The organism is Kribbella antiqua, assembly GCF_004345665.1.
Classification (GTDB): Bacteria; Actinomycetota; Actinomycetes; order Propionibacteriales; family Kribbellaceae; genus Kribbella; species Kribbella antiqua.
In genome coordinates this window covers 800,705-814,779 of sequence record NZ_SLWR01000001.1, presented here as the reverse complement: position 1 = coordinate 814,779, position 14,075 = coordinate 800,705, and the positions used below count along the sequence as shown (strand labels likewise).

At 67.8% G+C, this 14,075-nt stretch carries 12 protein-coding genes, 1 pseudogene and 1 riboswitch; of the genes and pseudogenes, 9 read left to right on the top strand and 4 right to left on the bottom strand.

Going from position 1 to position 14,075, the window contains the following annotated elements:
- Positions 1–173: 173 nt before the first annotated feature.
- Genes dapA through EV646_RS03950 form a run of 3 tightly spaced genes read left to right on the top strand, consistent with a single transcriptional unit; the run spans position 174 to position 3,836 of the window.
- A complete protein-coding gene (gene dapA / locus EV646_RS03960) occupies positions 174–1,088 on the top strand; it encodes a 4-hydroxy-tetrahydrodipicolinate synthase (protein ID WP_132143921.1) in 915 nt (304 codons plus the stop codon).
- Complete coding sequence (locus EV646_RS03955; RefSeq protein WP_132143919.1) at positions 1,085–2,779, top strand: ribonuclease J; 1,695 nt, start codon at positions 1,085–1,087, stop codon at positions 2,777–2,779. Before dapA ends, EV646_RS03955 begins: the two co-directional genes overlap by 4 nt.
- A 28-nt stretch (positions 2,780–2,807) precedes the next feature.
- Positions 2,808–3,836: a LacI family DNA-binding transcriptional regulator gene (locus EV646_RS03950; RefSeq protein WP_132143917.1), complete on the top strand. Its 1,029-nt coding sequence runs from the start codon at positions 2,808–2,810 to the stop codon at positions 3,834–3,836.
- Here the strand turns inward: EV646_RS03950 and EV646_RS03945 are convergent.
- Positions 3,790–4,881, bottom strand: coding sequence for an acyl-CoA desaturase (locus EV646_RS03945; protein WP_241995250.1), 1,092 nt, complete (start codon positions 4,879–4,881; stop codon positions 3,790–3,792). The two genes, EV646_RS03950 and EV646_RS03945, sit on opposite strands and share 47 nt — an antisense overlap.
- A 74-nt stretch (positions 4,882–4,955) precedes the next feature.
- Positions 4,956–6,035, bottom strand: coding sequence for a fatty acid desaturase family protein (locus tag EV646_RS03940; protein ID WP_132143913.1), 1,080 nt, complete (start codon positions 6,033–6,035; stop codon positions 4,956–4,958).
- Between the two features lie 193 nt (positions 6,036–6,228).
- Here EV646_RS03940 and EV646_RS03935 point away from each other — a divergent pair, with 193 nt between their 5' ends.
- Positions 6,229–7,752 carry an alkaline phosphatase D family protein gene (locus EV646_RS03935; RefSeq protein WP_132143911.1) on the top strand — a complete coding sequence of 508 codons (1,524 nt, stop codon included), beginning with the start codon at positions 6,229–6,231 and terminating at the stop codon, positions 7,750–7,752.
- A gap of 90 nt (positions 7,753–7,842) precedes the next feature.
- On the opposite strand, the gene EV646_RS03930 is transcribed toward EV646_RS03935, so the two are convergent.
- Positions 7,843–8,697 (bottom strand): alpha/beta fold hydrolase, encoded by an 855-nt coding sequence (locus tag EV646_RS03930; protein ID WP_132143909.1) that lies wholly within the window; start codon positions 8,695–8,697, stop codon positions 7,843–7,845.
- Positions 8,698–8,750: 53 nt separating this feature from the next.
- Between EV646_RS03930 and EV646_RS03925 the strand changes: the two genes are divergently transcribed.
- Positions 8,751–9,296, top strand: a complete 546-nt coding sequence (locus EV646_RS03925) for a TetR/AcrR family transcriptional regulator (RefSeq protein ID WP_132143907.1) — start codon at positions 8,751–8,753, stop codon at positions 9,294–9,296.
- Positions 9,297–9,306: 10 nt separating this feature from the next.
- Positions 9,307–11,349, top strand: coding sequence for a prolyl oligopeptidase family serine peptidase (locus tag EV646_RS03920; RefSeq protein WP_132143905.1), 2,043 nt, complete (start codon positions 9,307–9,309; stop codon positions 11,347–11,349).
- Between the two features lie 13 nt (positions 11,350–11,362).
- Here the strand turns inward: EV646_RS03920 and EV646_RS03915 are convergent, their stop codons facing one another.
- Complete coding sequence (locus tag EV646_RS03915) at positions 11,363–12,727, bottom strand: aminotransferase class V-fold PLP-dependent enzyme (RefSeq protein ID WP_132143903.1); 1,365 nt, start codon at positions 12,725–12,727, stop codon at positions 11,363–11,365.
- Positions 12,728–12,745: 18 nt separating this feature from the next.
- Positions 12,746–12,859, bottom strand: a riboswitch (SAM riboswitch).
- A gap of 97 nt (positions 12,860–12,956) precedes the next feature.
- On the opposite strand from EV646_RS03915, the gene EV646_RS03910 reads away from it, so the two are divergent.
- The 3 genes and pseudogenes from EV646_RS03910 to EV646_RS40880 all read left to right on the top strand — a co-directional run.
- A complete protein-coding gene (locus EV646_RS03910) occupies positions 12,957–13,325 on the top strand; it encodes a VOC family protein (RefSeq protein ID WP_132143901.1) in 369 nt (122 codons plus the stop codon).
- A 14-nt stretch (positions 13,326–13,339) separates the two neighbouring features.
- Entirely contained in the window at positions 13,340–13,861 is a 522-nt protein-coding gene (locus EV646_RS03905; RefSeq protein ID WP_338419239.1) for a DinB family protein, read from the top strand.
- 85 nt (positions 13,862–13,946) lie between these two features.
- A pseudogene (locus EV646_RS40880) lies at positions 13,947–14,015 on the top strand (DUF4184 family protein); the annotation flags it as partial.
- Positions 14,016–14,075: the final 60 nt, after the last annotated feature.

Genomic DNA, 14,075 nt, shown 5'->3' with positions numbered 1-14,075 from the left:
CATCGACGAAGAGTATTCACAGAATTTTTTCCGGACTTTTTTGCCGGAAGCTGTAACGAGTCCGGGGGCCAGCCCGATAGGACGAGTGAGCCTGGTGGCTGCCCGGACCCCCGAGCGGACAGCCACCAGGCCTACTCATTTCTCCGAGGCTTCGGAGCGGTAACCTGAGCCCCATGTCCTCAGCAGCAGAATCTGCCTCTCGGGCGCTGCCTTTCGGCCGCCTGACGACGGCGATGATCACCCCGTTCCGGCCTGACGGCTCGCTCGATCTCCATGCTGCGCAGAAGGTGGCCACCTACCTGGTCGACCGTGGCAACGACGCACTCATCATCAACGGGACGACCGGTGAGGCCCCGACCACCTCGGACCAGGAGAAGGTCCAGCTGGTCAAGGCGGTGCTGGAGGCGATCGGCGACCGCGCCAAGGTGATCGCCGGCGTCGGCACCAACGACACCGCGCACACCGTCGAGTGTGCGAAGCAGGCCGAGGCCGCCGGTGCGGATGGGCTGCTGGTCGTCACGCCGTACTACAACAAGCCTCCGCAGGACGGTCTGCGCGCGCACTTCACCGCGGTCGCGGACGCCACCGGCCTGCCGAACGTGCTGTACGACATCCCCGGCCGGGCCGGGGTGGAGATCAAGACCGAGACGCTGATCGGCCTGGCCGAGCACCCGCGGATCGTCGCGGTGAAGGACGCCAAGGGCGACCTCGCCGGGACCACCAAGGTGCTGGCGAACACCGATCTGTTCTACTACTGCGGTGCCGACGAGCTGAACCTCGCGATGCTCGCGATCGGCGCGGTCGGGATCGCCAGCGTCGTCGCGCACGTCGCGAGTGAGCCGTACCGGCAGCTGATCGACGCCGTGGTGGCCGGCGACCTCGCCACCGCACAGGAGATCGACCGACGGATGGTGCCCGCCGTCGAAGCGATCATGACCAGGACCCAGGGCGCCATCATGGTGAAGGCCGCGCTCAAGCTGGCCGGCGTCATCGAGCACGCGACACTCCGGTCGCCGTTGGTTGAGGCGACCGCCGAGCAAGTGGACTGGCTCACCACCGACCTCAAGACGGCAGGACTGATTGCATGAGCCATCCCCATCCAGATCTCGACGCGCCCGGACCACTGGCCCCGGGCGCTTTGCGGGTGATCCCGCTCGGCGGCCTCGGCGAGGTCGGCCGCAATATGACGGTGTTCGAGTACGACGGCAAGCTGCTCGTCGTCGACTGCGGCGTCCTGTTCCCGGACGAGAACCAGCCCGGCGTGGACCTGATCCTGCCGGACTTCCAGCCGATCCGGGACCGGCTGCACGACATTGTCGCCGTCGTACTCACGCACGGCCACGAGGACCACATCGGCGGCCTGCCCTACCTGCTGCGCGAACGGGGGGACATCCCGGTCATCGGGTCCCAGCTCACGCTCGCGCTGCTCGAGGGCAAGCTGAAGGAGCACCGGCACCGCAACGTGCCGCAGCAGACCGTCGTCGAGGGCGAGTCTCTCCAGATCGGCCCGTTCGCCTGCGAGTTCATCGCCGTCAACCACTCCATCCCGGACGCGCTCGCGGTTGCCATTCGTACGCCGGCCGGCCTGGTGCTGCACACCGGCGACTTCAAGATGGACCAGTTGCCGCTGGACAACCGGATCACCGACCTGCGCGCGTTCGCCCGGCTCGGCGAGGAGGGCGTGGACCTGTTCTGCGTCGACTCCACCAACTCCGAGGTGCCCGGCTTCACCACCCACGAGCGCGACATCGCGCCGGTGCTGGACCGGGTCTTCACCAACGCGAAGAACCAGCGCATCATCGTCGCCTGTTTCGCCTCGCACGTGCACCGGGTCCAGCAGGTGATGGACGCGGCGGTCAAGCATCGCCGCAAGGTCGCGTACGTCGGCCGGTCGATGGTCCGCAACATGGGCGTGGCCCGTGATCTCGGCTTCCTCACCGTGCCCGGCGACACGCTGATCGACATGCGCGAGCTGGACAACTACCCGCCGGAGCAGGTCGTGCTGGTCTCGACCGGTTCCCAGGGCGAGCCGATGTCGGCGCTGTCCCGGATCGCGGCCAACGACCACAACGTGGTCCAGCTCCAGCCGGGCGACACCGTCGTACTCGCGTCGTCGTTGATCCCCGGCAACGAGAACTCGGTCTACCGGGTGATCAACGGGCTGACCCGGCACGGCGCGAACGTCATCCACAAGGGCAACGCGCTGGTGCACGTCTCCGGCCACGCCAGCGCCGGCGAGCTGCTGTACTGCTACAACATCGTCAAGCCGCGCAACGTGATGCCAGTACACGGCGAGATCCGGCACCTGCACGCGAACGCGGACCTGGCCGTCCAGACCGGCGTCCCACGGCAGAACGTGGTCGTCGTCGAGGACGGTGTGGTGGTCGACCTGATCGACCGCAAGGCCGTGGTCAGCGGCAAGGTCGACTGCGGGTACGTCTTCGTCGACGGGTCGACCGTCGGCGACATCACCGAGACCTCGCTGAAGGACCGCCGGATCCTCGGTGACGAGGGTTTCATCTCGGTCATCGCCGTGATGGACTCCGTGACCGGCAAACTGACGGCAGGACCGGAAATCCACGCTCGCGGGTTCGCCGAGGACGACACTGTCTTCGACGACCTGAAACCGAAGATCGAGGCGGAGATCGCCAAGGCCATCGGCACCGGGGTGGACGACATGTACCAGCTGCAGCAGGTGATCCGCCGGGTGGTCGGCAAGTGGGTCAGTGACACCCACCGCCGCCGCCCGATGATCATCCCGGTCGTCGTCGAAAGCTGAGCCGAAAGCTGAGAGGGGTGGGTCGGGCATGAGTACGACGGTGAATGGTGCCGGGCAGCGCCGACCCACGATGAAGGAGGTCGCGGCCCGGGCCGGTGTCGCGCTGAAGACGGTCTCCCGGGTGGTCAACGAGGAGCCCAACGTCAGCCCGGAGCTGACCGCCAAGGTCCAGGCCGCGATCAAGGAACTGAACTACACGCCGAACGAGTCCGCCCGGATGCTGCGCCGGGGCCGGACCGGGACGATCGCGGTGGTCATCCGCGACATCGGCGACCCGTTCTTCGCCTCACTGGGCCGGGCGGTCGAGCTGTGGGCTCGCTCGTCGGGCTCGGTGGTGATGATCGGCCTCACCGACGAAGACCCGGAGCGCGAACGCGACGTCTGCCTCGAGTTCGTCGCCCGCCGGCCGGACGCGCTGATCATGGCGCCGATCGGTGAGACCCAGGACTACCTCGCGCCGCACGTCGACGCCGGGATGGCCGTGGTTACGATCGACCGGCCGGCGCACGGGATCGAGGCCGACGCCGTACTCGCGGACAACGCCGGCGGTATCGACCAGGCGATCGACCACCTGGTCCGGCAGGGCCACCGGCGGATCGCGTACCTGGGTGACGACGAGCGGATCTTCACCGCCCGCGAACGCGTCGTCGCCTACCGGGCTGCGATGGCCCGGCACCGGATCGAGGTGGACGAGGACCTGGTCCACCTGTCCGAGCCGACGACCGAGGGCATCGGCATCACGCTGTCCGCCGTACTGGATCGTCCGGAGCCGGCCACTGCGTTGCTGTCGGCAAACAACATGACGACGGCCGAGGTCCTGCGTGGCCTGGCCGGCCGGCGGGACCGGGTCGCGCTGGTGTCGTTCGACGACCTGGCGCTCGGGGATCTGCTCAGCCCGGGGCTGACCGCGGTGGCGCAGTCCGCGGACGTCATGGCGCGTACGGCGATCCAGCTCATGACCGAGCGGTTGCCAGAGCCACACCGCCCCGGTCGAACCGTCCGCGTGCCGGTCAAGCTGACGATTCGGGGCTCAGGCGAGATCCCACCGGGGGGCTGATGCTCCGCAGTTGCGCGGCGAGCGGGCAATCGAACGGATCCCGCGCTCTGAGCCCGACGTTGTTCAGGTAGTCGACGACGATCCGGTACGACGTGAACAGTCCGACCTCGGTGTAGTTCACGCCGTGCAGTTCGCAGTACTCGCGCACGATCGGCTGGACCTTTCGTAGCGTCGGCCGGGGCATGCTCGGGAACAGGTGATGCTCGATCTGGTAGTTCAGGCCGCCCAGGGCGAAGTCGGTCAGGACACCGCCACGGATGTTGCGCGACATCAGGACCTGGCGACGCAGGAAGTCCAGCTTCATGCCGGCCGGGACGAGCGGCATGCCCTTGTGATTCGGCGCGAACGCGGCACCGAGGCAGAGGCCGAACACCGCGAGCTGCAGGCCGAGGAAGGCGCTGGCCTTACCGACTGGGAGTAGTACATACAGCGCGGCGACGTAGCCGCTGATCCTCGACACCACGACCGCCGCCTCGACCCGTTCCAGTCGGCTCGCGTCGCGGCGCAGCAGGTGCCGCACGCTCGACGAATGCAGGCCGATCCCCTCGAGCGTGAGGAGCGGGAAGAAGAGCCAGCCCTGCCGCGCGGCGATCCACTGACCCAGCCTCCCGCGCTTCGCGACCGCGCCGGGGGTGAAGGCGATCGCATCGAGCTGTACGTCGGGATCCTTGTCCACCTGGTTCGGCGCCGCGTGGTGCCTGGAGTGCTTGTTCCGCCACCAACTGACACTCATGCCGGCGATCGCGCCCGCCAGGATGCGTGCCGTCCAGTCGTTCCGGACAGGTGAGTCGAAGACTTGCTGGTGGGCGCTGTCGTGACTGAGGAACGCGACCTGGACGAGGACGAGTGCCAACGCGGCGGCCAGGAGAAGCTGATACCAGGAGTCGCCGAGCAGGATCATGCCCGCGGCGATCGCCAGCAAGGCGGCGAGAACCAGGCTGAACCGTGTGAAGTAGTAGCCCTGGCGGCGCCGCATCAAGCCGAGTTCGCGCACCGTCCGGAGCAGATCCGTGTAGAGGCTGGCGTACCGCTGTTGGGCGCTCACCACTTCATCATCAGGCCCTGGCATGACGTCGGGCGTGCGGTGAGATGGACCGGCGAGGTCGCCTTGGCAAAGTGCTAGCCCCGGAACTGCGCGACGAGCGGGCACTCGAACGGGTCGCGGGCCCGGAGCCCGACGTTGTTCAGGTAGCCGATGACGATCTGGTACGACGTGAACAGGCCGACCTCGGTGTACTTCACGCCGTGCAGTTCGCAGTACTCGCGCACGATCGGCTGGACCTTTCGTAGCGTCGGCCGGGGCATGCTCGGGAACAGGTGATGCTCGATCTGGTAGTTGAGGCCGCCCATCGCGAAGTCCACCATCACGCCGCCACGGATGTTGCGCGACATCAGCACCTGGCGACGCAGGAAGTCGAGCTTCATCGTCTTCGGCACCAGCGGCATGCCCTTGTGGTTGGGAGCGAACGAGCCGCCGAGGCAGACCCCGAACAAGGCCAGCTGCAAGCCGAGGAATGCGCCGGCCTTGCCGATCGGCAGGAGCAGGAGCAGCACGGTGAGGTAGCCGCCGAGCCGGGTCAGGATGATCGCGGCCTCGATCCGTTCGACCCTCGTCGCCGACCGGCGGAGCAGATGGCGCAGGCTCGCGACGTACAGGCTCAGGCCCTCCAGCGTGAGCAGCGGGAAGAACAACCAGCCCTGACGACGAGTCAGCCAGCCGCGCAGGCCGGTGCGTTCCTCGACGTCCGCGGGTGTGAAGGCCAAGACTCCGGCGCCGATGTCCGGGTCATGATCCAGCTGGTTCGGAGCCTGGTGGTGGCGGCTGTGCTTCGAACGCCACCAGCTGGAACTCATGCCGATCAATCCACCGCCCAGCAGGCGCGCGGTCCAGTCGTTCCAGGCCGCGGAGTCGAAGATCTGCCGGTGCGCGCCGTCGTGGCTGAGGAACGCGACCTGGGTGAGGACCAGGGCCAGCGCTCCGGCCATCAGCAGTTGCAGCCAGGAGTTGCCGAGCAGGCCGACACCGACCCAGACTCCGGCGAAAGCTGCTATCACCAAGCCGATGCGGATCCAGTAGTACCCGCGTCGTCGCCGGAGCAGTCCGAGCTCACGCACGGTCCGGGCGAGGTCGGTATAGAGGTTCGTGTACCGCTGCTGCGGCCCCTGCGGATTGTGATCGTCCGCGACAAGCTGTGACATGACAACGCCCCAGTCCGGGAGTGCATCGGTCGATGCGCTACCGGGTCCGGGGCAGCGCCACGAGAAGGTGGCTTAACTCCTTCAACGGAACCACGCGCGGCTGCGACACGCAAGCTGATGTCCAGCGGGTGATTTGGTGCCCAGTTCGCCCGACCGTCACCTGGCCGTCATCGTGGCGGAGCACCTTCGGGTCATGAACTTGAGCCGCCGCCAGCTCTTGGCCGCATCCACCGTCGCCGGCGCGTCCCTGGCCGTGCCAGCTGTCGCCGCCGCGACGCCCAACCTCGTCCGCCGCGACCGGCCCACTCTGCCGTCCGGCATCGCCACGGGTGACGTCACCTCGAACTCGGCCGTCGTGTGGTCGCGGACGGACCGCCGCGCCCGGCTGGTCGTCGACCTGACCAGCCACGGCCGGTTCGACCGGGCGATCCGGTTGCGCGGCCCGATCACCGGGCCCGACGAGGACTTCACCGCCCAGCTGCCGCTGAAGGGCCTGCGTCCGGGCCAGCACTACGACTACCGGATCGCGTTCGAGGACGCCGACGGCCGCTGCGGCGAGTCCCTCGAAGGTTCCTTCAGTACGCCGGGACGCACCCGCGGCGTGTCCTTCGTCTGGACCGGCGACACCGCCGGGCAGGGCTGGGGGATCAACCCGGAGCTCGGCGGCATGGCGGCGTACAAGGCGATGCATCAGAGCCGGCCCGACTTCTTCCTGCACTCCGGCGACAACATCTACGCCGACGGCCCGATCCAGGCCGAGGTGAAAGTTGCCGACGGCACCGTGTGGAAGAACGTGGTGACCGAGGAGGTGTCGAAGGTCGCCGAGACGCTGGCCGAGTACCGCGGCCGGTACAAGTACAACCTGCTCGACGACAACGTCCGCGCGCTGTACGCCGAGGTGCCGCTGATCAGCCAGTGGGACGACCACGAGACGGTGAACAACTGGTACCCGGGCGAGATCCTGACCGACGACCGGTACACGGAGAAGCGGGTCGACGTACTCGCGGCCCGCGCGCGGAAGGCGTTCCTGGAGTACCTGCCGATGGAGCACTCGGCTGGAAAGGGCCGGATCTACCGGAAGGTGAGCTACGGGCCGCTGCTCGACGTGTTCTGCCTGGACATGCGGACGTATCGCGGTGCCAACCCGACGCCGGACACTGCCGGACCGGTCGACATGCTCGGCGCCGAGCAGGCTGCTTGGCTGGTCCGCGAGGTCGCCGCGTCGAAGGCGACCTGGAAGGTGATCGCCAGCGACATGCCGCTCGGGCTGCTGGTGCCGGACGGTCCGCTGATCGAGGCGGTCGCGAACGGCGTCGGCGGTTCGCCGGGTGGACGCGAGCACGAGATCGCCTGGGTGCTCAGCCAGTTCAAGAAGCGCAAGGTGCGGAACACGATCTGGCTCACCGCCGACGTGCACTACTGCGCCGCGCACCACTACGACCCGTCGCGCGCGGCCTTCACCGACTTCGACCCGTTCTGGGAGCTCGTCGCCGGGCCGATCAACGCGGGCACGTTCGGGCCGAACTCGCTGGACCCGACGTTCGGGCCGAAGGTCGAGTTCGTGAAGGCGGCCGACTTCGCCAACCAGCCGCCGAGCGGCGGCAACCAGTTCTTCGGTCATGTTGCGATCGACCCACGGTCGGGCGTGTTCACGGCGTCACTGCGCAACCTCTACGGCACCGTTCTCTGGTCCAAGGACATCAATCCGGCCCACTGAGTGCTCCCTGGTGGAGCACTCGGGTCCGTCGCTCACCGGGTCCCGGCGCCTGTGCGGGATGCCGCCCACCGGGGCCCGGTGAGTACGACGCTATCGCTGGAAGAACTCCAGGGCGCGCTTGGCGACAGCTCCCGGTTGGTCGTCGACGACGAAGTGGGACGCCCCGTCGATCGTCTCGACGCGCAGGTCATCGACGTACGGCTGATAACCGTGCAGGAACTCGGCCCGCACGTTCGGATCATCGGCGCCGACGAGCACGAGCGTCGGCGTGGTGAGCCGCTGGTCCTTGTACTTGCCGCGGAGCATCCGCATCCCCACGGGCTGGATGAAATGCCGGTAGAGCGCCGACCCAGCCTTGGCGCGGGCCGGTTCGCGCATCCGCTCGGCGAAGATCTCGACATCCGCGTCGGTCATGCCGGTCGAGAACTCACGCAGCAGGTACGGCGTCAGCCGTCCTCGCAGCGCCCACGGGCCGATGCCAGGCACCGGGTTGATCAGGTTGAACCAGGCATGGCGCAGGATGCTGCGCATCATCCTCGCGTCGAAGTCGATGTACGGCGGCGGGATCGCGATCGACACCTGGTCGATGACGCGCTCCGGATGCTGAAGGCAGAGCAGGTAGGCGACGATTCCCGACCAGTCGTGCGTCAGCAGGTGTACTCGGTCGACCTTGAGCGCAGCCAGCAAGGCGAGCACGTCGGCGACGAGCTGGCCGCTCGTGTAGCCGTCCGGCGGCGCGTCGGTCCAGCCGGCGCCGCGCAGGTCGGGGCAGATCACACGGTAGTGCTCGGCGACCGCGGGAATGACGTCACGCCACTCCCACCAGTGCTGGGGAAAACCGTGGAGCATCAGGACAGGCTCGCCGCTGCCGGCTTCGGTCACATGCATCCGTAGTCCAGGCAGGTCGACGAAGGTGTGGGTCACCCCATCGAGTGTGGGAAGCATCCTTCGACGGTACTACGAACGTAGTTCCCTGTCACTAGGTTTATAGTGACCGCATGACGCCGACGCGTACTCGCGCTCTGGAGGCCGCCATCGAACTACTCGGCACCGAGGGGTTGCGAGCCCTGACCCATGCCCGCGTTGATCAGAAGGCCGGCCTGCCCAAAGGCTCGACCTCGAACTACTTCCGCACCCGGGCGGCCCTCATGTCCGGTGTCGTCGACTGGATCGCCGAGAGTGAGAACCAGGCGATCGGGGCCGCGTTCAAGCCGGCCACCGCCGAGGAGTTCGTCGACACCATGTGCGGCCTGTTCGACTACATCACCCGGATCAACCGGGTCCGCACGACCGCGCGGCTGGTCCTGTTCCTGGAGGGCAGCCACGATCCGGTCATCCGGGAGGCGCTGTCGCGCGGCCGCGAGGCGCTCGAGAACACCGCCACCGCGGCGCTGGCCGAGCTCGGGGCGCCCAACCCTCGCGAGGCCGCCCGGGCGCTCTCGGCCGCCTCCGAAGGGCTGATCCTGCACCGGATCGCACGCCACGACGACGTCGATCCCAGGCCGACCTACGAGCTCCTGTTGAAGGTTGCACTTGCCAGTTAGGTTTGTCCGCATGACCTATCCGGAGAGCCGCCGCGACGATGTGGTCGAGACGCTGCATGGGCACCAGATCGCCGATCCCTACCGCTGGCTGGAAGACCCTGACGCACCCGACACCAAGGACTGGGTTCGCAGGCAGAACGAGTTCACCGAGGCGGAGCTGTCCGGGTACCCGGAGCGGGAATGGTTCCAGACCACCATGTCCGCGATCCTGGCTCGCCCGCGGGCCGGCGTACCGGTGAAGAAGGCCGGCTGGTACTTCGTCGGCCGCAACGACGGCACCCAGGCACAGGACGTGGTGTACGTCGCCGAGTCGCTGGATGAACTGCTCTCCGCCGGTCGCGTGCTCATCGACCCCAACCAGCTCTCCGCCGACGGCACCGACTCGCTGGGCACCTTCACGGTCAGCCCGGACGGCAAGTACTTCGCCTATGGCATCAACGAGAGCGGCAGCGACTGGACGACGTTCCGGCTGCTCGACATCGCCACCGGCAGCTCTGTCGACGACCTGGTGACGGAGGCCAAGTTCTGCGAGGCCACCTGGCTGCCGGACAGCTCGGCGTACCTGTACCTGCACTACCCGGCGAGCGGTCGCAGTGAGGGCACCGAGACGAAGACGCTGACCGGTGGGCGGCTGATGCTGCACAAGGTCGGTACGGCGCAGTCCGACGACGAGCTGGTCCTCAGCTTCCCGGACAACGATCGCATCTTCATCACGCCCGAGGTGTCCGACGACGACCGGTATCTCGTCGTACACATCACCGAAGGCACTGACCCTGCCACTCGGTTGTGGGTCTTCCCGATCACCTCTGACGGCTTCGGCGAGCCTGTGAAGGTTGTGGACTCGCTCGAGGACGAGATCGCGTTCGTACGCATGTCCGGCGACCAGTTGGTGCTGCGGACCGACCGCAACGCGTCCCGTGGTCGCGTGGTGCTCGCGTCGCTGGACGGCACTTTCACCGACCTGATCCCAGAGGGCTCCGGCACCCTGCAGGCAGTCCGCGGTACGGTGTCCGGTCTGGTCACGCTGTCGCTGGAAGACGCGCAGCCGGTGCTCACCCTGTACGAGCTGGACGGGTCCGGTGCGTACGTCGTAGAGGCTCCGGGCGGGGGAGTGGTGGCACTCAACGCCTCGCCGGAGTACGACGAGATCTTCGTCGGACTGTCGACCACTACCGATCCGACCCTCTCGTACGTCGTCACCGACGGCATGGTGCGTGCGCTGCCTGAGCTGGTCCGTGGCTCCGGCGGCTTCACGTCACCTTCCGTCCGGGTCGAGCGTCGTACAGGGCCCGTGCCCTACTTCCTGATCAGCCGCTCCGACCTGGACTTCTCCTCGCCGCGGCCGACCCTGCTCTACGGGTACGGCGGCTTCCGCATCCCGATCCTGGCCGACTACAAGCCGGGCTGGCCGGCGTGGCTGGCGGCCGGGGGCGTGCTGGTGATCGCCAACCTGCGCGGCGGCGGTGAGTACGGCAGCGACTGGCACGATGCAGGACGCCTCAAGGACAAGCAGAACGTCTTCGACGACTTCATCGCCGTCGCCTCGCACCTGCACGACACCGGGGTGACCACGCCGTCGCAGCTGGCGATCCATGGCCGCAGCAACGGCGGTCTGCTCGTTGGCGCGGTCATGACGCAGCGCCCGGACCTGTTCGCCGTCGCGCTGCCGGGTGTCGGAGTGATGGACATGCTCAGGTTCCACCGGTTCACGGTCGGTGCCGCGTGGGCCTCTGACTTCGGGCATCCGGATGATCCTGAGCAGTTCGATGATCTGCTGGCTTACTCGCCACTGCACCGGCTGCGGGACGGGACGTCGTACCCGGCGACTCTGGTGGTCACCGGTGACCACGACGACCGGGTGGTGCCGCTGCACAGTCACAAGTTCATCGCCGCGTTGCAGCATGCCCAGTCCTCGTCCGAACCTGTCTTGACCCGGATCGAGGTCAACACCGGTCACGGCTTCGGGAAACCCGCCGCGATGGTCGCGTCGGAATGGGCGGACCTACTGGCGTTCGCCGCTCACCATGTAGGTCTTCTGCCTCCTGAGCGGTAGGAGGGCTGCGCGTCTACCAGATCCGCGGGGCCTTGAGGTCCCGCGGATCGTCGGTGGGCTGACAGCCGTGCGCGGTGTCCTCGTACTCCGACCGCGGTCCGCTGCTCGCCAGCGTCCGTACGGCGTTCACGAGGCGGTCGACGTGCTCACGCGTCGTACCGAGGCCGAGGCTCGCCCGTACGGCGGTGCCGTGCTCGGGGGAGTCGGCCAGCAGGTGACCGACCAGGGGATGCGCACAGAACTTGCCGTCCCGCACACCGATCCCGTACTCGGCGCTCAGCGCCGCCGACACCAGCGTCGAGCTCAGCCCTTTGACGGTGAAGCACACCGTGCCGACCCGGTCCGCATCCTCGCCGAAGATCGAGTACGTCGTGACGCCGGGGAGCTGGGCGAGTCCGGTGCGGAGGCGGGCCAGCAGGCTGCGCTCATGCTGCTCGATCGCGTCCCGGTTCTTGCTGATCGCGGCACAGGCCGAGGCCAGGGCGATTGCGCCGATGACGTTGGGGGAGCCGCCCTCATGGCGAGCCGGGCCGGTCGCCCAGGTCACGCCCTCGCTGGTGACGGCGGTCGTCGCGCCACCGCCGTACAGGTAGGGGTCGGCAGCGTCCAGCCAGTCCGCGCGACCGATCAAGGCACCGGTGCCGTACGGCGCGTAGAGCTTGTGGCCGGACAGTACTACCCAGTCGACCTCGAGCTCGGCGATGTCGACCGGGCGGTGCGGTGCGAGCTGCGCGGCGTCGAGGCAGATGCGGGCGCCGTGGGCCTTCGCGACCGCGGCGATCTCGGCGATCGGGAAGATCTCGCCGGTGACGTTGGACGCGCCGGTCACCACGACAAGCCTCGGACCCTCGGGCGCGTTGCGCAGTGCATCGGCGACGTTGGCTACGGCGCTGGCGGTTGACGTCGGCGCGGCGAGTCTGATGGTCCGCTCGGCTGGCCAGGGCAGCAGCGCAGCGTGGTGCTCGGACTCGAACACGATCACTGTCGCGTCCGCGGGCACGCCGTGCGCGAGCAGGTTGAGGGCGTCGGTGGTCTGCCGGGTGAAGATCACCTGGTCGTCCTCCCGGGCGCCGACGAACGTGTGCACCTCGTTGCGTGCCCGCTCGTACCACTGCGTGGTGATCCGCGAGGCGTACCCGTTGCCACGGTGAACCGACGCGTACGACGGCAGCGCCGCCTCCACGCTGGCCCGCACCGACTCCAGGCACGGCGCGCTGGCGCCGTGGTCGAAGTTCGCGTAGTCCGTCACCCGGCCGTCGGCCAGCGGGACCAGCAGGTCCGACCCGACCGTGGCGGGGATGGTGCCGGTGGCGAGCCGCGTGACCGTAGGCCGCGGAGTCGTCGTACTGGCCGGCTCGAGGATGGAGAGGATCGACATGCTGCTGCGCTCCCAGGAAGTCCGCACTTGCCGAACGGCGTATCCGCACGGCCTGGTCTTCACCCGGGGCACCCCGCCGCGGAGGAGGGTTGCCGGCCAGCGAGCCGGGGCTTGACGCTGGCACTCATGACCTGCCGAAGACGGTAACCAACGGGCCACGTCTTACGCCAGCACCTATCTCACAATTCGGGATAGCTGAACACATCATGAGACGGCGCACACTGTTGCCATGATCGGACGGCTGCACCATCTCGCGATCGACTGCCCGGAACCGCTGGAGCTGGCGGAGTTCTACTCGGCGCTGCTCGGCAAGCCCATCACGTACCAGAGTGACGACTGGGTTGTTGTTGCCGACAACGACCGTACGTCGGGCCTGGCCTTTCAGCGGGCTTTGGATCACCAGCGCCCGCAGTGGCCGGATCCCGCCCGGCCGCAGCAGATGCACTTCGACGTCATGGTCGATGATCTCGAGGCGGCCTCGCGCGCGGTGCTGGCTCTCGGGGCGCGGCGGCTTGCCGACACTGTCTACGAGGATCCGGCCGGGCATCCGTTCTGCCTGATCCCGCGACCGGGCTGGGCGCCACCGGTGAATCCGTAGTGTTGGATGGCGGCATGACGTTGGATTGGACCGCCCCCTCTGTGGAACGACCGGATGGCTCGTTGACCGCGCCCGAACGCGAGCTGCTGCAGGGATACCTGAACTTCTATCGCACGACTTTGCTCTTCAAATGCGCGGGTTTGACGGCCTCGCAGTTGGCCGAGCGTCCGTCGCCGCCGTCGAACCTCTCGCTGCTCGGGTTGATCCGGCATCTGACCAAGGTCGAGCGGATCTGGTTCCGGATCCACTTCTTGGACGATCCGGCCGACCCGGTGTTTCCCTTGGAGCTGGGTAAGGACGCCGACTTCGAGCTGATCGATGCTGCTGACGCCCAAGCGGCGTACGACGGTCTGATCGAGGAGTGGAAGCTGTCCGACGAGGCCGCGGCCGGGCGCTCGCTCGACGACCGCTTCACCTTCAACGGCACCGAGTCGACGCTGCGAATGATCTACATCCACCTGATCGGCGAGTACGCGCGCCACTGCGGCCACGCCGACCTCCTCCGCGAACAACTGGACGGCACCACCGGCGCCTGATTGTTGCCTATGGCGACCTTCGGGTCTCCTAGGCTGCGGCGGTGCCCTTCACGCTCGCCCATCCCGCCGCCGTTTCCTCAGCGCGTTCACTCACGTCCTCTGGGACTCGTTCACCCACGGCGACGGCTACGCCGTAAACGCTACGGCCTCGTGACGATATGGATGGGGCGGCGTGATCGGCGTGTGACACGTGTGACTCGAGAGGTAATCGGGG